We start from the raw sequence: 21598 nt of genomic DNA, 5'->3' as shown, positions 1-21598 counted from the left end.
GAGGCGGAGCGGGCGGGGCGGGGGGCCGCGTCAGGCGAACGCCTCGATCGGAGGGCAGGCGCAGACGAGGTTGCGGTCGCCGTAGGCGTTGTCGATACGGCGGACGGGCGGCCAGTACTTCGTGCGCACGATGCCGGGCACGGGGTACACGGCGATCTCGCGGGGGTACGGGTGCGCCCACTCGCTGGTGATGACGGATGCCGCGGAGTGCGGCGCGTTCACCAGCGGGTTGTCGTTCGCCGGCCACTCCCCCGCCGCGACCGCGTCGGCTTCGCTGCGGATGGCGATCATGGCCTCGACGAAGCGGTCGAGCTCGGCGAGGTCCTCGGACTCCGTCGGCTCCACCATGAGCGTCCCGGCGACCGGGAACGACATCGTCGGGGCGTGGAAGCCGTAGTCGATGAGCCGCTTCGCGACGTCGTCGACCGTGATGCCGGTGGCCTCTTTGAGCGGACGCAGGTCGAGGATGCACTCGTGCGCGACGAGTCCGCCCTCCCCCGCGTACAGCACCGGGTAGTGGCCCTGGAGGCGGCGGGCGACGTAGTTCGCCGCGAGCACCGCCGCGGCGGTCGCCTGCCGGAGGCCGTCGGCGCCCATCATCCGCACGTACGCCCACGAGATCGGCAGGATCGACGCCGAGCCGTACGGAGCGGCCGACACCGGTCCACCGTCGAAGACATGGCCACCGGCGTGCTCGGCGCGCTGCGCCATCGGGTGCGACGGCAGGAACGGCGCGAGGTGCGCCTTCGCCGCGACGGGACCCACACCGGGTCCGCCACCGCCGTGCGGGATCGCGAACGTCTTGTGCAGGTTGAGGTGCGACACGTCGCCGCCCAGGTCGCCGAAGCGGGCGAACCCGAGCAGGGCGTTCAGGTTCGCACCGTCGACGTACACCTGGCCGCCGGCTTCATGCACCGCGCCGGTGATGTCCATGACGTCGTGCTCGTAGACGCCGTGCGTCGACGGATACGTGATCATGAGGGCCGCCAGGTTGTCGGCGTGCGCAGCCACCTTGGCGCGCAGATCAGACAGGTCGACGTTGCCGGCCTCGTCGCACGCGACGACGACGACCCGCATCCCGGCGAGGACGGCCGATGCCGCGTTGGTGCCGTGCGCGGACGACGGGATGAGGCAGACGTCGCGGTGCACGTCGCCTCGCGAGTGGTGGTAGCCGCGGATGGCGAGCAGGCCCGCGAGTTCGCCCTGCGAACCGGCGTTCGGCTGCAGCGACACCGCGTCGTACCCGGTCACCTCGGCGAGCCACGCCTCGAGCTGCTCGATCATCACGAGGTAGCCTGCGACGTCCTCGGCCGGCGCGAACGGGTGCACGCGCGCGAACTCCGGCCACGACACCGCCGCCATCTCCGTCGCCGCGTTGAGCTTCATCGTGCACGAGCCGAGCGGGATCATGCCGCGGTCGAGCGCGTAGTCGCGGTCGGCGAGCTGCTTCAGGTACCGCATCATGGCGGTCTCGGAGCGGTGCGTGTTGAAGACGGGATGCGTCAGGTACTCGTCCGTGCGACGGAGCGACTCGGGCAGGTGGGCGTTCCGGTCCCGCAGCGGTACGAACACCTTCGACGAGTCGACGCCGAAGACGGATGCCACGGCCTGCAGGTCCGCGACGGTCGTCGTCTCGTCGACCGAGATCCCGACCGAGTCGCTGTCGCGGAACCACAGCTGGTATCCGCGCCGTCGCGCGTCGGCGATCGTGTCCTCCGCGCGACCCGGCGTGCGGACGACGAGCGTGTCGAAGAACGCCTCGTGCATCACGTCCGCCCCGGAGCCGACGAGCCAATCGCGGAGGAGCGACGCCTTCGCGGTGGTCTCCTCAGCGATCCGGCGCAGGCCGTCGGGACCGTGGTAGACGGCGTACATCGCGGCCATGACGGCCAGCAGCACCTGGGCGGTGCAGATGTTCGAGGTCGCCTTCTCACGGCGGATGTGCTGTTCGCGGGTCTGCAGCGACAGGCGGTAGGCGGGCTGGCCCGCGGCATCCATCGACACTCCGACGAGGCGCCCCGGCAGCTGACGCTCGAGACCGGCGCGGACGGCCATGTAGCCGGCGTGCGGTCCGCCGAAGCCCATCGGCACGCCGAAGCGCTGCGTCGTCCCGACGGCGACGTCGGCGCCCATCGACCCCGGCGAGCGGAGGAGGGTGAGGGCGAGGAGGTCCGCCGCGACGACGACGAGGCCCTTCTGCGCCTGCACGGCGGCGATGACCTCGGAGGGGTCCCAGACCCGTCCGGTCGCGCCGGGGTACTGCACGAAGGCGCCGAACGCCTCGGGGACCTCGGCGAAGTCGGTCTCGCGGATCTCCACGCCGACCGCGGCGGCGCGATGGTGCAGCAGCGCCTTCGTCTGCGGCATCGCGTCCGCGTCGATGAGGAACACGTTCGACGCCGACTTCGAGGCGCGGCGGGCGACCAGCATCCCCTCGACGACGGCGGTGCACTCGTCGAGCATCGACGCATTCGCCGTCGCGAGCCCGGTGAGGTCGGTCACCATCGTCTGGAAGTTGATGAGCGCCTCGAGGCGGCCCTGCGAGATCTCGGGCTGGTACGGCGTGTAGGCCGTGTACCAGGACGGGTTCTCGAGGACGTTGCGCTGGATGACCGACGGCGTCAGCGTGTCGTAGTAGCCGAGGCCGATCATCGCGCGCGCCGAACGGTTCTGCGATGCGAGGTCACGGAGCTCGGCGAGCGCCTCGGCCTCGGTCGCCGCGGGCGGGATGATGCTCTCGCGCTCGGCGACGTGGATCGCGTCGGGGACGGCCGTGTTGACGAGCGCCTCGACGGAATCGCGCCCGAGGACGCGGAGCATCTCGGCCTGCGCGGCCGCGTCTGTGCCGATGTGGCGGCCCTGGAAGGCCGAGCTCACGCGTCGCCGCCCGTCAGCGCGACGTAGGCGTCGCGGTCGAGGAGGTCGCCCGAGGGCGAGCCGTCGGTCTTGATCTTCACGAGCCACGCGTCGAACGCGCCGGCGTTGACCGACGAGGGGTCGTCGACGACGGCGTCGTTGATCTCGACGACCTCGCCGGTCAGCGGCGCGTAGAGCTCGCCGACGGACTTGGTCGATTCGATCTCACCGCAGGTGTCGCCTGCGGTGACGGCAGTACCCACGGCGGGGAGCTCGACGAAGACGACGTCACCGAGCTTCTCGGCGGCGTAGTCGGTGATGCCGACGGTCGCGACGTCGCCGTCGAAGGCGATCCACTCGTGCTCGGCGGTGTAGGAGAGGGCGGCGAGGTCGGTCATTTCTGTCTCCGGTAGAAGGGCAGGGCGGTGACGGTCGCGGGGATGCGGGTCCCCCGGACGTCGATGGTCAGTTCGGTGCCCTCAGCGGATGCCGAGGGGTGGACGAGGGCCATCGCGATGGGATGGCCGAGGGTCGGGCTGAGGGCTCCCGAGGTGATCTCGCCGACGGTGTCGTCGCCGGCCAGCACGGCGTACCCGGCGCGACCGGCGCGGCGGCCCTCCGCGACGAGCCCCACGAGGACCGGAGCGCCGTCGAGGTCGCGGGCGGCGAGGCCGTCCTTGCCGACGAACTCCTCCTTGTCCGTGACGACGACGCGGCCGAGGCCCGCCTGGGCGGGCGCGATGTCGCGCGAGAGCTCGTGGCCGTAGAGCGGCATCCCGGCCTCGAGGCGGAGCGTGTCGCGCGCGGCGAGCCCGGCGGGCACGAGCCCGTGCCCGGCGCCCGCCTCGGTGACGGCCTCCCAGAGGGCGGCGGCGGTCTCGTTCGGGACCATGAGCTCGAACCCGTCCTCGCCGGTGTACCCGGTGCGGGCGACGAACAGGCTCCGGCCGTGGAACGAGCCGAGCGCCCAGGAGTAGTAGGTCATGTCGGCGAGGGCGGGGGCGACGTCCGCGATCCCGGCGGTCGACTCGAGGATGCCGCGGGCTGCGGGGCCCTGCACGGCGATGAGCGACATCCGGTCCGTCAGGTCCTGGATGCGGGCATCGCCCGGGTCGACGGCCGCGAAGGCGGCTGCGACGTCCGCGCGATTGCCGGCGTTCGAGATGACGATGAACTCGTCGTCCGTGATCCGGTACACGATGACGTCGTCGACGATGCCGCCGTCCGCGGCGAGGACGAGGGAGTATTTCGCCTTCCCCACCTCCATCGAGGAGATCCGTCCGGCCAGCGCCCGGTCGAGGTACCCGGCGGCATCCGTCCCTTCGATGCGGAACTCCGCCATGTGCGAGATGTCGAAGATCCCGGCGGCGCTGCGCACCGCGTGGTGCTCGGCGAGGTCCGACGTGTAGCGGACGGGCATCAGCCAGCCGCCGAAGTCGGTGAAGGATGCGCCGAGCCGCTCGTGCAGCTCGTGCAACGGCGATCGCCGCGGCTCGGTCGTGGTCTCGGTCATGCCGTCTCCGCTCAACATTCCACGACGCTGACCGCGAGGCCGCCGAGCGCCGTCTCCTTGTACTTGCTGCTCATGTCGCGTCCCGTCTCGCGCATCGTCACGATGACCTCGTCGAGCGACACACGATGGGTGCCGTCGCCCCACAGCGCCATCTTGGCGGCGTTGATCGCCTTCGCCGCCGCGATCGCGTTCCGTTCGATGCACGGGATCTGGACGAGCCCCCCGATCGGGTCGCACGTGAGGCCGAGGTTGTGCTCCATCGCGATCTCGGCGGCGTTCTCGACCTGCCGGACGGTCCCGCCGAGCACCTCGGCGAGCCCGGCCGCCGCCATCGAGGACGCCGAGCCGACCTCGCCCTGGCAGCCCACCTCGGCGCCCGAGATCGACGCGCGCGCCTTGTAGAGGACGCCGATCGCCGCGGCGGTCAGCAGGTAGGGCACGACGATGTCCCGGCGCGCACGCCCTCGCGCGGCGTAGTGGGTGGCGTAGTGCAGGACGGCGGGGATGATGCCGGCCGCCCCGTTGGTGGGCGCCGTGACGATCCGTCCACCCGAGGCGTTCTCCTCGTTGACGGCGAGCGCGACGAAGTTGACCCACTCCTGCCAGAGGGCGGGGTCCTCCCCCGAGGGATCATCGTGCACGAGTCGGTCGTGCCACGCCGGTGCGCGTCGCGGCACCCGCAGCCCGCCCGGCAGCATCCCCTCACGGGACGCGCCGGAGGCCACGCTGGCCTCCATGACGTCGGCGAGATGCAGGATGCCGGCGGTGACGTCGTCGTCGCTGCGGGAGGCGCACTCGTTGCGGCGTTGGATCTCGGCCATCGAGACGCCCTCGCGGTCGCAGTGCGCCAGCAGGTCCGCGGCCGTCTCGAACGGGAAGGGCACGGCGGCCCGCACGTCGCCCGCGGCATCCTCGCCGTCGCGCACGATGAAGCCGCCGCCGGTGGAGTAGTAGGTCGCGTCATCGATGAGGGTGTCGTCGGAACCCCACGCACGCAGCCGGAGACCGTTGCTGTGCCGCGGCAGCACCGTCAGCGGATGCAGCACGATGTCGTCCTCGCAGAGGGAGACCTCGCCGCGCCCGCCGAGTCGGACACGACGGTCCGCACGGATCGCCGCCGTGCGCTCGTCGACCTCGTCGGGCAGCACCGCTTCGGGTCGGAGCCCTTCGAGCCCGAGCAGGACCGCCGGGAGCGTGCCGTGACCCCGCCCGGTCGCTGCGAGCGAGCCGTAGAGGTCGACCTGGACGCGCGCCGCGCGGAGCGGATCGATCCGCGAGACGAAGTCGCAGGCGGCGCGCATCGGCCCGACCGTGTGGGAGCTCGACGGACCGATGCCCACGGTGAACAGGTCGAAGACGCCGACGGTCACGGACATCGCGGGACCGGGGACGGTGTGGCGGATGTGAGGGACAACGGAACTCCTGACGGCGCAGCGGGATGCGGGCGAGTTCCTCCCCCTCTGTCATCGGCCTGAGAGATTGACGGGTGGTGCCCGCTTGCCCCGTCGGCGGGCACCGTGCGGTGCCGCTTTTCAGAGTGACCGTGTCGCCTCGGTACGGGGGCCTGAGAGATTCCGGGGAGGGATTGCTCCTTCGGCAGCCGCGAGCGGCTTCTCCCGAGACGACGTGATGGTCCGGTCTTCGATTTGTCGTGAGCCTACCATCGGGCTCGCAGGTGCGGAACGGCGATCAGCCGGTGCAGGCGCCCGACGACACGGTCTCCGCGTCCGGCGACACCTCGAGAGCGGGTCGGAGCTCCGTCGTGGTCATCGCATACCCGCGGGTGTCGTCGTCCTCGCCGCGGGCGAAGACGACGCCGGTGACCTCGCCGGCCTCGGTCAGCAGCGGACCCCCCGAATTGCCGGGCCGGACGTTCGCCTCGAGGGCGTAGATCTCCCGCGGCTGCGCACCGTCGTCGTAGATGTCGGCCACGACGGCGCTGCCGACGGACAGGACGTAGGCGGCGCCGCTGGTGAACGGCCCTCCCAGCGGATACCCCTGCACCGCCACCGGCGTCCCCGCCTCCACCGGATCGACGATCGGGAGCGGATCCGCAGCGAGGCCGGGGACGCTGATGACGGCGAGGTCGTCCACGGGATCGAAGTACACGATGCGCCCCTCCGCCGCGTCGCGGCCCGGGAGCTCGACGAGCGGCTCGTCGACCCCGGCGACGACGTGGGCGTTCGTGACCACCAGGTCCTCCGCCGCGACGAACCCCGAACCGGTGAGCGACGCACCGCACGCGTACGCGTTGCCGCTGATGCGGGCGACGGATGCCGCGGCATCCTGCAGCTGGGGATCGTCCAGCGACACCGGCGGCGCGGTCGGCTCGACCTCGGGGGCCAGCAGCTCGCCGACCCGCGGGATCCCCTCGTCGACGATGAACCCGCGGAACTCCGCCAGCGCCGAGTCCATCTGCGGCGGGGTGAGCGCGTCGATGACGCCCAGCACGCGCGAGGACGCGACCGCGGGGGCGACGCCCGGCATCCCGGATCCCACGATCGCGCCGCTCGCCAGCAGGAGGACGATCGCCGCCGCCGCGGTGTTCACGACGCCGCCGAGGACGCGGTCCAGCGGCGCCAACCGGGCGCGGTCGACGCCGCGACGGAGCCTGCGGCCGACCGCCGTGCCGATCGAGGCGAGGATCACCACGATGGCGAGGGCGATGAGTCCGAGGACCAGACTGCGGTACTCCCATCCCGAGAAGGTGGGGGCGATGACGGGGGTCAGCCAGACGGCGACGACCGCGCCGAGGACGATGCCGACGAGGGTCCCGGCAGTGGCCACGAGGCCACGCAGCAGCCCTCCGAACAATGCCGCGATCAGCACGAGCACGACGACGATGTCGACGATCAGCACGACGGGCCTCCCTCATGAGGCCGCGTCCGGGAACACGACGGGTCCTCTGGGATCAGGGTAGGACGACGCACCTGGGAACGCCCCATGTTGCTCTTCGAGTCACGATGACCCTAAGATCGATGGCGAGGTTATGGTCATCATGACAAGAACAGCTCCCCCGAACGCCATCGGCGTCGCCGTGTCGACGGTGATCTTCCGCCTGCGCCGTGACGCCGACGACGCGCGGATCGAGCTGCCGCTCGTCCGTCGGACCCGCGATCCGCATGAAGGCCAGTGGGCGCTCCCGGGAGGGTGGGTGGACCCGGCCGAGCACATCGAAGCAACGGCATCCCGCACCCTCGGTGAGACGACCGGCCTCGCGCCCAGCTACCTGGAGCAGCTCTACGCCTTCGGCGACGTGGGGCGCTCGCCCGGGCGCGTCGTGTCGATCGTCTACTGGGCGCTCGTGCGCGAGGACGTCGCCGAGACGACCGAGCAGCACAACGTGCGGTGGTTCGATGCGACCGCCCTGCCCCCGCTCGCCTTCGACCACAACCACATCGTGGAGTACGCCCTCTGGCGACTGCGCAACAAGGTCGGGTACAGCCGCATCGCGCACGGCTTCCTTCCCGACCGCTTCACCCTCGCCGAACTCCGCGAGGTGTACGAGGCCATCCTCGGTCGCCGACTCGACCCTGCGAACTTCCGCCGCCAGGTCGAGAACTCGGGGACCCTCATCCCCACCGACGGCTTCCGCACCGGCAGCCACCGGCCCGCGCGGCTCTACCGCTACAACCAGGATGTCGAGCTGGCCGACCGCGGCCCGCTCCCGCAGTGAAGGACCCGAGATGATGACCACCCCCCTCACCCTGCAGCCGCGCCCGGTCGACCCGAGCGTCGACCACGAGATCCAGGCGATCGTCGCCGGCGACCTCACCACCGAGACGTGCAACACCGACCTCGCCGCGGGGCCCTGGACCTTCGACACCCGTCCCGGGTACGGGCCGGGGTCATCCATGGGCGACGTGATCCCGGCCGGCGCGCCGCGCCAGGGCCAGCTGCCCGCCGAATACCGCGAGGCCGGCGAGGCCGAGCTCGCCGCGCGGATCGTCGCCGCGAAGGCGACCCTCGGCGACCGTGTCGTGGTGCTCGGCCACTTCTACCAGCGCGAGGAGGTCGTCACGCACGCCGACTACGTCGGCGACTCGTTCCAACTCGCCAACGCGGCGCTGGAACACCCCGACGCGGAGGCGATCGTCTTCTGCGGCGTCCACTTCATGGCCGAGACCGCGGACCTGCTCTCACGCCCCGAACAGGCCGTCATCCTGCCGAACCTCGCCGCCGGGTGCTCGATGGCCGACATGGCCGACATCGACCAGGTCGAGGAATGCTGGGAGCAGCTCGCCGACGTCTACGGCGACATGGAAACGCCGGATGCCGAGGGCATGCTCCCGGTCATCCCGGTGACCTACATGAACTCCTCCGCGGCCATCAAAGGCTTCGTCGGACGGCACGGCGGGATCGTCTGCACCTCCTCGAACGCGCGGACGGTGCTCGAATGGGCCTTCGCCCGTGGCCGTCGCGTCCTGTTCTTCCCCGACCAGCACCTCGGCCGCAACACGGCGAAGGCCATGGGCGTCCCCCTCGAGCAGATGCCGATGTGGAACCCGCGAAAGCCCCTGGGCGGGTCGAGCGAGGAGGAGCTCGCCGACGCCCGCGTCATCCTCTGGCATGGCTTCTGCTCGGTGCACCGGCGGTTCACGGTCGACCAGATCACCGCGGCGCGGACGGAGCACCCCGGCGTGCGGGTGATCGTCCACCCCGAATGCCCGATGGACGTCGTCGATGCGGCGGATGAGGCGGGCTCGACGGACTACATCCGGAAGGCCATCGCGGCAGCGACCGAGCCGACGACGTTCGCGATCGGCACCGAGATCAACCTCGTGCAGCGGCTCGCCGCGCAGTTCCCGCAGCACGAGATCTTCTGTCTCGACCCGGTCGTCTGCCCGTGCTCGACCATGTACCGGATCCACCCCGGATACCTCGCATGGGTGCTGGAGGGCCTCGTGGCGGGTGAGGTGCGCAACCGCATCCAGGTGCCCGGCGACGTCGCGGACCCGGCGCGCGTCGCCCTCGAGCGGATGCTGGCGGCCAAGCCGTGACCGAGGTCGTCGTCATCGGGTCGGGGATCGCGGGCCTGACCGCGGCCCTGCACGCCCGTGACGCGGGATGCCGCGTCACGCTCCTCACGAAGAGCGCCCTGGAGGAGGCGAACACGCGATACGCGCAGGGCGGCATCGCCGGGGCGCTGTCGCCCGACGACCGGGTGGCCGACCACGCCCGGGACACCCTCGCCGCCGGAGCCGGGCTCGCCGACCCCGAGGCCGTGGCCGTGCTCGTGGGCGAAGGTCCGGGTCGCATCCGCGACCTGATCTCGGCGGGGGTCGCCTTCGATCGGGATGCCGCAGGGCAACTGCGCGCGGGACTGGAGGGCGCGCATTCGTTCGCCCGCATCTTCCACGCCGGGGGCGACGCCACCGGCGCCGAGATCGAGCGGGCACTGGTCGCACAGGTCCGCGCCGGCGACGTGCGGGTGCGCGAGCACGCCTTCGTCTGCGACCTCGTCGTGAGCGCCGGTCGGGTGGTCGGCGTCGATCTCCTCGGGGGTGGGCGGGTCTCCGCCGACGCCGTCGTCCTGGCCACCGGCGGCGCCGGCGAGCTGTTCGCGCATTCGACGAACCCCGCCGTCGCGACCGGAGACGGCATCGCCGCGGCCGTGCGGGCGGGCGCCGCCGTCCGAGACCTCGAGTTCGTCCAGTTCCATCCCACCGTCCTCGCCGTCGGCGACGCGTTCCTCGTCTCGGAGGCCGTCCGAGGCGAGGGCGCGATGCTCCGCGACGAACGGGGGCGCCGATTCGCTCGCGACGCCGATCCGGCCGGCGAGCTCGCCCCCCGCGACGTGGTCGCCCGCGCGATCGCGGCGGCGATGACCCGGCAGGGCGGCCGGCCGGTGCTGCTCGACGCGACGGGCGTGCACAGCGCGGATCCGCTGGAGCGCGCAGCATTCCTCGCCGAACGCTTCCCCACCATCGACGCCGCCGTCCGGGACCGCGGGCTCGACTGGGCGCGCGAACCGGTCCCCGTCACCCCTGCGGCGCACTACCTCATGGGAGGCGTCGTCACCGATCTCGACGGACGGACCGATGTGCCCGGACTGTACGCCGTCGGCGAAGTCGCGCGCACGGGGGTCCACGGCGCGAACCGCCTCGCGTCGAACTCGCTCCTCGAGGGCGCGGTCTTCGGTGCCCGCGCCGGCCGGGCAGCCGGCGCCGACGCCGATCGGCCCTGGCCGGTCGCGCCCGCCGCGCGGGTGACGACCGCACCGCTCGTCGACGCGGCTGCCGCACCGCACGCCCCCTTCACGCGCCGCGCACTGCAGGAGCTGATGTGGGCCGACGCCGGCGTCGTCCGCACCGGCGAGGGGCTGACCCACGCCGCGCGCACGCTCGCGGCGTGGCGCGCCGAGGCGCGTGCCCCTCGCAGTCTCGGCGAGTGGGAGGACGCGAACCTCCTCACGGTGGCCCAGCTCATGGTGGAGGCCGCACTCGCGCGGACCGCCTCGGTGGGTTCGCATCATCGCGCCGACGATCCGGCCACGACCCAGGAGTGGGAGGGCGCGGCGTGATGCTCTCCCGCGCGACCATCGACGCCGCCGTCGGTGCGGCCCTCGCCGAGGATGCGCCGTGGGGAGACCTCACGAGCGAGGCCCTCATCCCGGCATCCGCCACCGCCACCGCCGAACTGACCGCGCGCGAGGCCGGCGTCTTCAGCGGCGGCGAGGTCTTCGCAGCCGCCTTCGCCCTGACCGACGAACGCGTCGACGTCGACCTGCGATTCGCCGACGGCGACGCCTTCTCGGCGGGCGACGTGCTCGCGGTCGCCTCGGGTCCTGCCCGGGCGATCCTGACCGCCGAGCGCATCGGGCTCAACTTCGCGCAGCGGATGTCCGGGATCGCGACGGTCACCGCGCGGTACGTCGCGGCGGTCGCCGGTACGGGGGTGCGGATCGCCGACACCCGGAAGACGACGCCGGGGCTCCGCGCCTTCGAACGTCACGCGGTCCGCAGCGGCGGGGGCGCCAACCATCGGTTCTCGCTGTCCGACGCGGTCATGGCGAAGGACAACCACCTCGCCGTGCTGCTGCGGTCCGGGCTCTCGGTGACCGAGGCGCTCCTCGACGCGAAGACGCGCCTTCCGCACACGGCCCACATCGAGGTGGAGGTCGACCGCCTGGAGCAGATCGAGCCGGTGCTCGCTGCCGGGATCGGGACCATCATGCTCGACAACTTCACGCTCGACGACCTGCGGACCGGGGTCGCTCGGGTCGACGGTCGTGCGACCGTCGAGGCGTCGGGCGGGGTGACGCTCGAGACCGTGCGGGCGATCGCCGAGACCGGCGTCGACGTCATCTCGGTCGGCGCGCTCACGCACTCCGCTCGAGCGCTCGACCTGGGGCTCGACGTCCGCATCGACGAGACCTGACGTGCGCTACCTCGATCATGCCGCGACCGGCCCCGTGCGTCCCGAGGTCCGCGAGGCGATGCTGCCGTTCTTCGGCGAGCGGTTCGGGAACCCCTCGAGCCATCACACGGTCGGAGAGGACGCCGCGGCGGCCTTGGACGACGCCCGCCGCCGCGTCGCGGCGGTCGTCGGCATGCGTCCGGGGGACATCGTGTTCACCTCCGGCGCGACCGAGGCCAACAACCTCGCGCTCAAGGGGGTCGCGATCGCGGCGCTCGTGCGGACCGGGCGCGCCGGGCACCTCGTGACCACCGCGATCGAACACGAGTCGGTGCTCGCGTCGGCGGCGTACCTCGAGCGGGTGCACGGCGTCGCCGTGACGCGCCTCGTCCCGGACGGCGACGGCATCGTCTCCCCCGCGGCGCTGTCCGACGTCCTCCGCGACGACACGGTCCTCGTCTCGGTCGGCTACGCCAACAACGAGGTCGGCACGGTGCAGGATGCCGCCGGGCTCGCCGCGGCGACCGGCCGCATCCCCCTGCACCTCGACGCGGTGCAGGCGGCGGGCTGGCTGCCGCTGGCGGGGACCGGCGCGGACGCGCTGTCGCTCGCCGGCCACAAGATCGGCGCGCCGCAGGGCATCGGCGTCCTCGCGATCCGCGGACGCATCCCCCTCGAGCCCGTCCTCCACGGCGGCGGCCAGGAACGGGACCGCCGCAGCGGCACCCAGAACGTCGCCGGCGCCGTCGGCTTCGCCCTGGCGCTGGAGCTCGCCGAGGCCGAGCGCGCCGACGCGCGTACCCGGGTCGGCCGCCTGCGCGACGCGTTCATCGGCCGGGTGCTCGAGCTCGTCCCCGAGGCGCGCCTCACCGGACATCCGGTCCGCCGGCTGCCGGGCACGGCGAGCTTCACCTTCGCCGGCGTGAGCGGCGAAGCCGTGCTGCTGGAGCTCGAGCGTCGCGGTGTCGTGTCCTCCAGCGGATCGGCGTGCGCGGCCGGGAGCGATGAACCGTCTCACGTCCTGGTGGCCCTCGGCATCCCTCCGCAGGTCGCGCAGACAGCCGTGCGGTTCAGCTTCGGCCATCACGCGGCCGGTGATCCTGCGGGTGTCGCGGACGCGGTCGCCGCGTCCGTGGCGGCGGTACGATCGCGGTGATGCCCACCCCGTCCGTCACCGTCATCGTGCCCGGCCGCGACGTCGGCACCTTCGCCTCGGAGGCGCTCGACTCCCTCCGCGCGCAGCGCTTCACCTCGTGGCGGGCGATCCTCGTCGACGACGCGTCCCAGGATGCGACCGCGACCGTCTTCGCGGCGGCAGCCCGCGACGACGACCGCTTCACCCTCATCCGCCACGACGTGGCCCGCGGACTCGGGGCCAGTCGCAACGAGGCCCTGGCACACGTCGAGACGCCGTTCGTCGGCTTCTTCGACGCCGACGACGTCATGACCCCCGGGGCGCTCGGCCTGCTGGTGGGCAGCCTCGAGGCGTCGGGCAGCGACGTCGCGGTGGGTGCCTACGTCCGGCTCCGAGCGGATGCCTCCGGCCGCTACTCCCCCGGTACCGTGCAGCCCTGGGTCGCGGCTTCCACCTCGCCCGCCCGCACGCGGACGACCCTCGCCGAGCATCCCGACGTGTCGGGCAACATCGTCGCCTGGTCGAAGGTCAGCCGTACCGAGCTCTGGGGCTCGGGCGGTCTCCGCTTCGCGGAGGGGAAGGCGTACGAGGACCAGATCGTCGCGCAGCGCCTCTACGCCCAGGCACGAGCGATCGACGTGATCCCCGACGTCGTCGTCCACTGGCGCGAACGCGCCGACGGCACGTCGATCACGCAGCGACGCCACGCGCTCCCGGTGCTGCAGGACTACCTCGACGGGATGCGGGGCGGGATCGACGTCCTCGACGCCGCCGGTCACCCTGCCGCCGCGCGGGCGCGGGTCCGGCTCATCCTCGACATGGACGTCCCCGCCCTGATCCGCGTCGCCGAGCACCACCCGGATGATGCGTACCGTCGGATCCTCGGCGAGTTCACGCGAGACCTGACCGAGCGCGCGTCGCGCGAGGATGTCGGGCTGGACCCGGCATCCCGGCCCCTGCTCGCGGCCGCGCGGCAGTGGTGAGGGGCGGAGGAGCAGCTCAGCCGAGGCCGTCGATGCGCCCGGCAGCGAGCTGCTGCGCGGCGAGGGTCGCGTAGAGCCCGCCGCGACCGAGGAGCTCGACGTGGGTGCCGGACTCCACGATCCGACCGCCGTCGACGACGTGGATGACGTCCGCGCCGACCACGGTCGACAGCCGATGCGCGATCGACAGGGTCGTCCGACCGCGCGACGCCGCGTCGATCGCCTCCTGCACGACCCGCTCGGACACCGTGTCGAGGGCGGAGGTCGCCTCGTCCAACAGCAGGATGGGCGGGTCCTTCAGCAGCACGCGCGCGATGGCGATCCGCTGCTTCTCCCCGCCCGAGAGGCGATAGCCCCGCTCGCCCACCGTCGTGTCGTAACCGTCCTCGAACCCTGAGATCACGTGATGGATGTTCGCCGCGACGCAAGCGGCCTCGATCTCCGCGTCGGTGGCGTCCGGCCGCGCGTAGCGGAGGTTGTCTCGGATCGACGCGTGGAAGAGGTAGGTCTCCTGGGACACGATGCCGATGTCGTCGATGATCGACGCGTGCGCGAGGGTGCGGACGTCCGCACCCGCGAACAGGACGGCGCCGGCCGTCGGTTCGTACAGCCGGGGAGCCAGGTACAGGATGGTGGTCTTGCCCGCCCCGGAGGGACCGACGAACGCGATGTGCTGCCCGGGCTCGGCGATGAACGTCACGCCGTCCAGGGTCGCGGGGCTCTCGGCACCCGCGTCGGGGTAGCGGAAGGACACGTCGCGGAACTCGATCCGGCCGACCGGCCCGGGCGCCGCCGAGACGGGCACGGCGCGCGGCGCATCGGCGATGGCGGGGGTCAGATCGAGGTACTCGAAGATGCGCGCGAACAGGGCGCGCGAGGTCTGCAGGTCCAGGGCCACCCGCATCAGTCCCATGAGCGGCATGAGCAGGCGCGCCTGCACCGTCGTGAAGGCGACGACCGCCCCCGCGGTGATGGGCGCCGCGTCGCCTGAGATGAAGAAGCCCGCGACGAGGTAGATGACGGCGGGGACCGACGACATGATGACCTGGACGACCGCGAAGAACCCCTGACCGCTCATCGCCTGCCGCACCTGCAGCCCGATCTGGGTGCGGTTCTCAGCGGCGTAACGATCCGACTCCGCACGCTGGCGGTTGAAGGACTTCGACAGCAGGATGCCGGACACGCTCAGCGTCTCCTGCGTGATCGCGCTCAGCTCCGACAGCGACTCCTGCGTCTGACCTGCGATGCGCGCCCGCACCTGTCCGACCCGGCGCTGCACGACGATGAGGATCGGCATCATGACGACGGCGATGAGCGTGAGCCGCCAGTCGATGAGGAGCATCGCGACGAGCGCCGAGACCACCGTGACCGTGTTGCCGAGGATGCTCGTCACGGTGTTCGTGAGGACCCCGGACACACCGCCGACGTCGTTCTGCAGACGGGACTGGATGACCCCGGTCTTGGTCCGCGTGAAGAATCCGAGGTCCATCGCCTGCAGGTGATCGAACATCCGGATCCGCAGGTCGCCGGTCACCCGGTTGCCGACCGTCGAGGTGAGCCAGGTCTGTCCGATCCCGATGCCCGCGCCGGCGACGAACAGCCCGATCATCGACCCGACGAGCACCGCCAGGAGGTCCAGCCGCGGCGGGGACCCGTCGAGCGGGAACAGGGCGTCGTCGAAGATGCGCTCGACCAGCAGCGGCGGGATCACGCCCACCGCGGCGCCCACGACGACGAGTGCGCAGGTCACCGCGAGCCGTCCGCGGTACGGCCGGAAGAGCGCAGCCACCCGGCGTCCGAGTTCGGGGATGCGCGGCGCCGCCGCGTTCGCCCGACGCTGCGCATCCTCATCGACGGCGCGGAACCCGCCTTTGCCGGCTCCGGGCCCGCGCATACTCATCCGGCCACCATAACGCCGCCGTGCACCGGGGCGGCGTTCACGGGAATGCCCGGCACACGGCATCCGTTACGCTGAACGCCTCGCGTGGCCCGCGCGATCCCGCCGCACGCCGCGCGCCCTTCTGCCAGGAGCCCCATCCGATGACCGATACCGCACGCGCCACCGCCGCGCCGCTGCTGCGCCCGGAGGAGAGCCGCGTCGTCTGGCTGCTGCTCGCCGCCGCGTTCGTGGCGATCCTCAACGAGACGACGATGGGCGTCGCGATCCCGCACGTCTCCGATGACTTCGGCATCAGCGACATCGACGCGCAGTGGCTCACCACCGCGTTCATGCTGACGATGGCCGTCGTCATCCCCACGACCGGCTTCCTGCTGCGTCGCTTCACGACACGTCAGGTGTTCGTGGCGGCGATGTCGCTGTTCTCGCTCGGCACGATCACCGCATCCCTGGCCCCCGCGTTCCCCGTGCTGCTGACGGCGCGCGTCGTGCAGGCATCCGGCACCGCGATCATGATGCCGCTCCTGATGACGACCCTCATGACCGTCGTACCTGCGCACGCGCGCGGCCGCATGATGGGCCGCGTCTCGATCGTCATCTCGCTGGCGCCGGCCATCGGCCCGGTCATGTCGGGCGTCATCAGCGAGGCGGCGAACTGGCGATGGACCTTCGCGGCCGTGGTCCCCATCGCGCTGATCTCGCTCGGCGTCGGCGCGCGATGGATCGCGAACCTCGGCGAGACCACCCGCGCGCCGATCGACATCCTCTCTGTTGTGCTGTCGGCGTTCGGCTTCGGTGGGCTCGTCTACGGGCTGAGCCAGATCGGCGGGGCCGCAGCGCACGGCGGCGACGGCGGGTCGGAGGCCCCGGCATCCACCCTTCCGCTGATCGTCTCGCTCGTGATCGGCGTCGCAGGCCTCGCCCTCTTCGTCTGGCGTCAGCTGCTCCTGCAGCGCACCGACCGCCCCCTCCTCGATCTGCGGGTCTTCCGGGGCCGCAACTTCACGCTGGCGATCCTGCAGATGACGCTCCTGTCGATGGCGTTCTTCGGCACGATCATCGTCCTCCCCCTCTACATGCAGGACGTCCTGGGGATGACGGCCAGCGAAGCGGGACTCGCCGTGCTGCCCGGTGCGCTGCTCATGGGCCTCGCCGGGCCGATCGTCGGCCGCATCTACGACGCCCGCGGCACCCGCGTCCTGCTCGTCCCTGGTGCGGCGGTGGCCGTCGGGATGCTGTGGGTCCTCACGACCTTCGACGAGAACACCGAGATCTGGGCGATCGTCGCGGCGCAGACCGTGCTCTCGCTGGGCCTCGCCGTCTCGTTCACCCCGCTCTTCACGGCTGCCCTGGGGTCGCTCGAGCCGCGGTTCATGTCGTACGGATCGGCGATCGTCAGCACCGTCCAGCAGGTGGCGGGTGCCGCGGGCATCGCGGTGATGGTCACCGTCATGACGTCGGTCACCGCCTCGACCCTCGCAGCGGGCGCCGGGGAGGCGGAGGCAGGCGGTGCCGGCACCCACTCCGCTTTCCTCATCGCCGCGGTGATCTCCCTGCCCCTGCTGGTGGGGGCGTTCCTCATCCGCAAACCTGCCGACGCGCCGCAGGGAGCCCCGGTGGGCCACTGAGCCACCCGGGAACGACGACGACCCGCTCCGTCAGGAGCGGGTCGTTCCGTCTCAGCGCGTCAGTTGGTGCTGCAGCACCCGCCGCCGCAGCAGGACGCGCCCTCGTCGACGACCTCGATGAGGTTCTTATCGTCGGTGGGGACCGGCTGCAGGGTCGGGGTCGGGAGGTTCGAAGTGGACATCGCACCATGCTACGCCCGCTAACGCCGCCCGGCGCCGGGGTCAAGGGCCTGCGACCCGCTCTGCGACGGACCTACCGTCGCTGTCATGAGCACACTCAGCGGAAAGCGCGTCGCGTTCCTCGCGACGGATGGATTTGAGGACAGTGAACTGACCTCGCCGTGGCAGGCGGTCACGGATGCCGGTGCGACGGCCGTGATGGTCGCGCCGGCGAGCGGTGCGATCACCGGCAAGAACGGACACGAACAGCCGGTCGAGCTCACCACGGACACCGCGGATGCGGCGGACTTCGACGCGCTGGTGCTGCCCGGCGGCGTGGTGAACGCCGACGACCTGCGGGTCGACGAGGCAGCGGTCCGCTTCACCCGGGACTTCTTCGCGCAGCACAAGCCGGTCGGCGCGATCTGCCACGCCGCATGGATCCTGGCTGAGGCCGACGTCCTCGGCGGACGCACCCTGACCAGCTACCCGAGCCTCCGGACCGATCTCGTCAATGCGGGCGCGGTCTGGCAGGACGCGGAGGTCGTCGTCGACCAAGGGCTCGTGTCGAGCCGCACCCCCGACGATCTGCCGGCCTTCAACGCCAAGGTGGTCGAGGAGATCGCCGAAGGCCCCCACTCCGGGCAGACGGTCTGACGCCACGGCACGACGGAGCCCCCGGTCGGAGAGACCGGGGGCTCCGTCGTGTCGTGGCTCAGAGCGGTTTGCCGCCTGTGACGGGCAGGACCGCAGCCGATGTGAACGACGCCGCCTCCGACGCGAGGTAGACATACGCACCGGCCAGTTCGACGGGCTGGCCGGCACGGCCGAGAGCCGTGTCGTCGCCGAACGTCGCCAGGCGCTCCTCGTCCCACCCCGTCGCGGGGATGAGCGGCGTCCACACCGGGCCCGGCGCGACCGCGTTCACCCGGATGCCGCGCGGCCCGAGCTCCTCGGCCAGCGCCTTCACGAACGCCACCTGCGCGGCCTTCGTCATGGCGTAGTCGATGAGCCCCGGCGACGGTGAGAACGCCTGCACCGACGACGTCACGATGATGGACGCCCCCTGCTGCAGATGCGGCACCGCCGCACGTGTGGTCCAGAGCATGGCGTACAGGTTCGTCCGGAAGACCCGGTCGAACTCGTCCGTCGGCAGATGCTCGATGCCGTCGCGGTCCTTCTGGTACGCCGCATTCAGGACGAGGATGTCGATGCCGCCGAGCTCCGCGACCGCATCCGCGACGATGCCGGTGGCGAACTCCTCCTCTCGGAGATCCCCGGTGAACGCGACGCCGCGGCGCCCGGCATCCCTCACGAGTCGCACCGTGTCGTCGGCGTCGGACTGCTCCTCCGGCATCGCGACCACCGCCACGTCCGCACCCTCCCGTGCGTAGGCGATCGCGACCGCCCGTCCGATGCCCGAATCGCCCCCGGTGATCAGTGCCCGCCGACCGGCCAGCACCCCCGAGCCGCGGTACCGCTCTTCGCCGTGGTCAGGATCGGGACGGGTCTGATCGAGCAGCCCGGGCTGACTCTGCTCCTGGGCTGGGAACCCGTCGTCGTGGTGCTTCGTGCGCGGGTCGTCCGTCGAATCGGTCATGCGTCCTCCTTCGTCGAGCCAGCCACGCTACGAAGGGCCGGCGCGCCGACGGAGGGGGTTGACGCCCGCCGGCCCCTACCCTCGGCGCTGCGCCGTGCGGCGGCGCACGACGAGGACGCCGATGACGATCGCCGCCGCCGCCACGACGACCGCCGCCACGACGACGGGGAGCGCCGACGCCTCAGACGTGTCCGTGTCCGCGGCGGGGACCACGTCGGAAGGATCGACGGGTGCGCCGTCGCCGATCCTGAACGGGACCGACCCGCTGATGGGGTGGCCGTCGCTCGAGACCACACGCCACTCCACGACGTAGCCGGCGTCGGGAAGCCCTTCGGCGAGCAGGACCGTCAGCGTGTTCGTGTCGATCACGTGCTCCCCCGCCGTCCAGTCGCGGCCGTCGGCATCCAGCACCGCGACGATCGCCCCCTGGGTCTCGATCGCCGCGGAGTAGGTCAGGACGACCTCGGTCGGCGCCGCGTCGAGTTTCTGGCCCGACCCGGGGGTGCTGCCGACCAGCTCGTCGTGTGCGGCGGCGGGGGACGCCAGCGCGAGGGTGGCGAGCACGGCGAGGGCCATCCCCGCCAGGGTCGCACGGACGGCGGAGAGGATGGGGACTGCAGGCATGCCGCCAGTCTGCATCGCATTCTTATGCATACGATCCACGGCCCGGCTAGCGCGGCTCGAGTCCGTGCGCAAGGCGGGCCGCGTGCGTCGCGCGCTCGAATAGCGTGCGGGAATCCCCTCGAGTGAAGGAGCAGAGATGAGTGACGAGACAGCGAAGCCCAGCCAGGCTGAAGGAGAGGACCCGGCGCGTCCCGGTTCGGGCGACGCACCCGAGACCGCTGGTCACCCGTCGCAGGCTGAGGGCGAGGACACAGACGGCGACGGACACGGGGTCGAAGGTCCCGAGGACCGGGGCGCTCCGAGCGCCGAGTACGACATCGAGGTCAGTGAACGCGAGGGTGTCACCCGCGTGGACATCGCCGACGACGCCGTCGCGCGCCCCGGCCCGGGACCGGGCCAGCCCGAGGCCGACGTCGAGTGACGGCCGGGAGCGGACCCCTACAGGCCGAGCAGGTCCGCGGGGCGAGTGCCGTAGATCTGCAGATGATGACGGGTGAGTTCTCGTGGGGTGAAGCCCCAGCGAGCGGCGACGGCGCGCACCGTGAGGCCGGCGTCGATCGATGACCCGACCATCTCGGTGTGCGCCGCGTCGAGCCGGACGGCGAGGAGGTGCTCCTTCGGCGTCCGCCCCGGAACGGAATGCGTGCGGAAGGCGCGATCGAGTGCGGCAGTGCTCACGCCCGCGGCGGAGGCCGCGTCGTCGATGGTGATCGGCAGCGAGGCGTGCTGCTCGAAGAACGCGACCGCCCGGCGGTAGGCACCCTGCTGCTGCGCGACGGACTCGGCGCGCTCCCGGCGGTCGCCGACGGTGGCGAACGTCTCGAGTGTGGTGACGGCGAGGGACCGGAAGGCGGCCGCGCGGATCAGGTCGCTGTCGAAGGCCCCTTCGCTCTCGAAGGCGAGGGATGCCGCCGACTGCCACGCGCGCGCCAGGGAGGGGCTGACCGGGTGCGCGCCTGCGAACGACACGTCGATCGCGTCGTCGTTGTAGACCGTTCGCGCCAGGTCGGTGAGGACTTCCAGCGGGAATCCCACCACCCGCACGCGGGTGTCCTGCAACCGGCACGCGAGCGCGCTCCCCGGTTGGAAGAGGACGGGCGCCGTGGCCGTGCCCCGCTCGCCGGCGACCTCCCACTCGTAGTCGCTGTCGCTCTGGACGACGATCACCGCGTCGAGGTCGCATTCGGCGCTGTAGCCGCCCTCCACGCTGAGCCGCCGGAGCGCGAAGCGCTCGTCGCCCACGCTCGCCTCCTCGAAGACGAGATCCTCGGCGTCGAGGTCGACGTTGCCGTAGCTGCGCTGGATGTAGGACTCGGCCTCGCCCAGATCGGCGGAGCGAAAGTGCTCGCGGAGCACAGTCATGGTGAATCTCCTCACACCGGTGCCCGTTCTCCTCGATTGTACGGGCCGGGCGCACCCATCGGCGGGTGCACCGCGGAATGCGCAATACGGATGAGAGTGCGCATAATGGATACCGCCGACCGCAGAAGGAGCACCGTGGGAAAGTTCGTCTACAACGACCGCATCCGAGTCGATTTCGAGGACCGCGTCCTCGCGCACCTCCAGCTCGTCATCACGACGAAGCTCCGTCGAGGCGAGGCGTTCACCTTCATGTGGCGCAACGACCAGAGCCTCGGCGACGGACGGCAGGTCGTGTGGCTGCATCCGGGCGCGGATCTCAACTGGCAGTACTACGGCAGCCGGCAGCCTGCCCTCAACCCCGCCTGGCTCGACGCCCTCAGCTACGTCGCCAACTCGCCGTCGGGGCTGTACCTCGTTCCCGAGCCGCAGGGTTCGGCGACCACGTCGGCCGGGGCCGCGAGCGAGAGAATCGGCTGATGGGC

Annotated in this window: 20 protein-coding genes and 2 riboswitches; of the genes, 10 read left to right on the top strand and 10 right to left on the bottom strand. The window is 71.8% G+C overall.

Annotated elements, in window-relative coordinates; translation table 11 throughout:
- Positions 1-30 precede the first annotated feature (30 nt).
- The 5 genes from gcvP to KZX17_RS10485 all read right to left on the bottom strand — a co-directional run bounded on the left by gcvP (position 31) and on the right by KZX17_RS10485 (position 7228).
- Positions 31-2820 carry an aminomethyl-transferring glycine dehydrogenase gene (gcvP, locus tag KZX17_RS10505; protein ID WP_248174818.1) on the bottom strand — a complete coding sequence of 930 codons (2790 nt, stop codon included), beginning with the start codon at positions 2818-2820 and terminating at the stop codon, positions 31-33.
- Between the two features lie 53 nt (positions 2821-2873).
- A complete protein-coding gene (gene gcvH, locus KZX17_RS10500; protein WP_248172964.1) occupies positions 2874-3254 on the bottom strand; it encodes a glycine cleavage system protein GcvH in 381 nt (126 codons plus the stop codon).
- Complete coding sequence (gcvT, locus tag KZX17_RS10495) at positions 3251-4369, bottom strand: glycine cleavage system aminomethyltransferase GcvT (RefSeq protein ID WP_248172961.1); 1119 nt, start codon at positions 4367-4369, stop codon at positions 3251-3253. The genes gcvH and gcvT overlap by 4 nt, the downstream gene beginning before the upstream one ends.
- A gap of 11 nt (positions 4370-4380) precedes the next feature.
- Positions 4381-5745, bottom strand: coding sequence for an L-serine ammonia-lyase (locus KZX17_RS10490; protein WP_248172958.1), 1365 nt, complete (start codon positions 5743-5745; stop codon positions 4381-4383).
- 74 nt (positions 5746-5819) lie between these two features.
- Positions 5820-5911: riboswitch (glycine riboswitch) on the bottom strand.
- Positions 5912-5998, bottom strand: a riboswitch (glycine riboswitch).
- Between the two features lie 60 nt (positions 5999-6058).
- Positions 6059-7228, bottom strand: a complete 1170-nt coding sequence (locus KZX17_RS10485; RefSeq protein WP_248172955.1) for a MarP family serine protease — start codon at positions 7226-7228, stop codon at positions 6059-6061.
- Positions 7229-7367: 139 nt separating this feature from the next.
- On the opposite strand from KZX17_RS10485, the gene KZX17_RS10480 reads away from it, so the two are divergent.
- The 6 genes from KZX17_RS10480 to KZX17_RS10455 are packed head-to-tail and all read left to right on the top strand — an operon-like array spanning position 7368 to position 13846.
- Positions 7368-8045, top strand: coding sequence for an NUDIX domain-containing protein (locus KZX17_RS10480; RefSeq protein ID WP_248172952.1), 678 nt, complete (start codon positions 7368-7370; stop codon positions 8043-8045).
- 10 nt (positions 8046-8055) lie between these two features.
- On the top strand, positions 8056-9369 hold the full coding sequence (gene nadA, locus KZX17_RS10475; protein ID WP_248172949.1) for a quinolinate synthase NadA: 1314 nt from the start codon (positions 8056-8058) through the stop codon (positions 9367-9369).
- Positions 9366-10892, top strand: a complete 1527-nt coding sequence (gene nadB, locus KZX17_RS10470; protein ID WP_248172945.1) for an L-aspartate oxidase — start codon at positions 9366-9368, stop codon at positions 10890-10892. The genes nadA and nadB overlap by 4 nt, the downstream gene beginning before the upstream one ends.
- Positions 10892-11749: a carboxylating nicotinate-nucleotide diphosphorylase gene (nadC, locus tag KZX17_RS10465; RefSeq protein ID WP_248174816.1), complete on the top strand. Its 858-nt coding sequence runs from the start codon at positions 10892-10894 to the stop codon at positions 11747-11749. The genes nadB and nadC overlap by 1 nt, the downstream gene beginning before the upstream one ends.
- Position 11750: 1 nt before the next feature.
- Positions 11751-12884 carry a cysteine desulfurase family protein gene (locus KZX17_RS10460; RefSeq protein WP_248172941.1) on the top strand — a complete coding sequence of 378 codons (1134 nt, stop codon included), beginning with the start codon at positions 11751-11753 and terminating at the stop codon, positions 12882-12884.
- Positions 12884-13846: a glycosyltransferase family 2 protein gene (locus tag KZX17_RS10455; protein ID WP_248172938.1), complete on the top strand. Its 963-nt coding sequence runs from the start codon at positions 12884-12886 to the stop codon at positions 13844-13846. Before KZX17_RS10460 ends, KZX17_RS10455 begins: the two co-directional genes overlap by 1 nt.
- Positions 13847-13862: 16 nt before the next feature.
- Here the strand turns inward: KZX17_RS10455 and KZX17_RS10450 are convergent, their stop codons facing one another.
- Complete coding sequence (locus KZX17_RS10450; protein ID WP_374107948.1) at positions 13863-15746, bottom strand: ABC transporter ATP-binding protein; 1884 nt, start codon at positions 15744-15746, stop codon at positions 13863-13865.
- Between the two features lie 140 nt (positions 15747-15886).
- Here KZX17_RS10450 and KZX17_RS10445 point away from each other — a divergent pair, with 140 nt between their 5' ends.
- Positions 15887-17371, top strand: coding sequence for an MDR family MFS transporter (locus tag KZX17_RS10445; RefSeq protein WP_248172935.1), 1485 nt, complete (start codon positions 15887-15889; stop codon positions 17369-17371).
- 59 nt (positions 17372-17430) lie between these two features.
- Here KZX17_RS10445 and KZX17_RS15095 read toward each other — a convergent pair whose 3' ends face one another.
- Entirely contained in the window at positions 17431-17553 is a 123-nt protein-coding gene (locus tag KZX17_RS15095) for a hypothetical protein (RefSeq protein WP_282443638.1), read from the bottom strand.
- Positions 17554-17638: 85 nt separating this feature from the next.
- On the opposite strand from KZX17_RS15095, the gene KZX17_RS10440 reads away from it, so the two are divergent.
- Positions 17639-18187 (top strand): type 1 glutamine amidotransferase domain-containing protein, encoded by a 549-nt coding sequence (locus tag KZX17_RS10440; RefSeq protein WP_248172934.1) that lies wholly within the window; start codon positions 17639-17641, stop codon positions 18185-18187.
- Between the two features lie 58 nt (positions 18188-18245).
- Here the strand turns inward: KZX17_RS10440 and KZX17_RS10435 are convergent, their stop codons facing one another.
- Both KZX17_RS10435 and KZX17_RS10430 read right to left on the bottom strand, forming a co-directional pair.
- Positions 18246-19130 carry an SDR family oxidoreductase gene (locus KZX17_RS10435; RefSeq protein ID WP_248172932.1) on the bottom strand — a complete coding sequence of 295 codons (885 nt, stop codon included), beginning with the start codon at positions 19128-19130 and terminating at the stop codon, positions 18246-18248.
- Positions 19131-19205: 75 nt separating this feature from the next.
- A complete protein-coding gene (locus tag KZX17_RS10430; protein WP_248172930.1) occupies positions 19206-19754 on the bottom strand; it encodes a copper resistance CopC family protein in 549 nt (182 codons plus the stop codon).
- A 136-nt stretch (positions 19755-19890) separates the two neighbouring features.
- Here KZX17_RS10430 and KZX17_RS10425 point away from each other — a divergent pair, with 136 nt between their 5' ends.
- Positions 19891-20175: a hypothetical protein gene (locus KZX17_RS10425; protein ID WP_248172928.1), complete on the top strand. Its 285-nt coding sequence runs from the start codon at positions 19891-19893 to the stop codon at positions 20173-20175.
- Between the two features lie 17 nt (positions 20176-20192).
- On the opposite strand, the gene KZX17_RS10420 is transcribed toward KZX17_RS10425, so the two are convergent.
- The gene (locus tag KZX17_RS10420) at positions 20193-21116 is read right to left on the bottom strand and encodes a helix-turn-helix domain-containing protein (RefSeq protein ID WP_248172926.1); all 924 of its coding nucleotides are present in this window, start codon (positions 21114-21116) and stop codon (positions 20193-20195) included.
- A gap of 135 nt (positions 21117-21251) precedes the next feature.
- Between KZX17_RS10420 and KZX17_RS10415 the strand changes: the two genes are divergently transcribed.
- A complete protein-coding gene (locus KZX17_RS10415) occupies positions 21252-21593 on the top strand; it encodes an ATP-dependent DNA ligase (RefSeq protein ID WP_248172923.1) in 342 nt (113 codons plus the stop codon).
- Positions 21594-21598: the final 5 nt, after the last annotated feature.

The sequence above is a fragment of the Microbacterium sp. EYE_78 genome (genome assembly GCF_023149035.1).
GTDB lineage: Bacteria > Actinomycetota > Actinomycetes > Actinomycetales > Microbacteriaceae > Microbacterium.
Note: the sequence above shows the minus strand (reverse complement) of the source record. Positions and strands in the feature narration are given on the sequence as shown.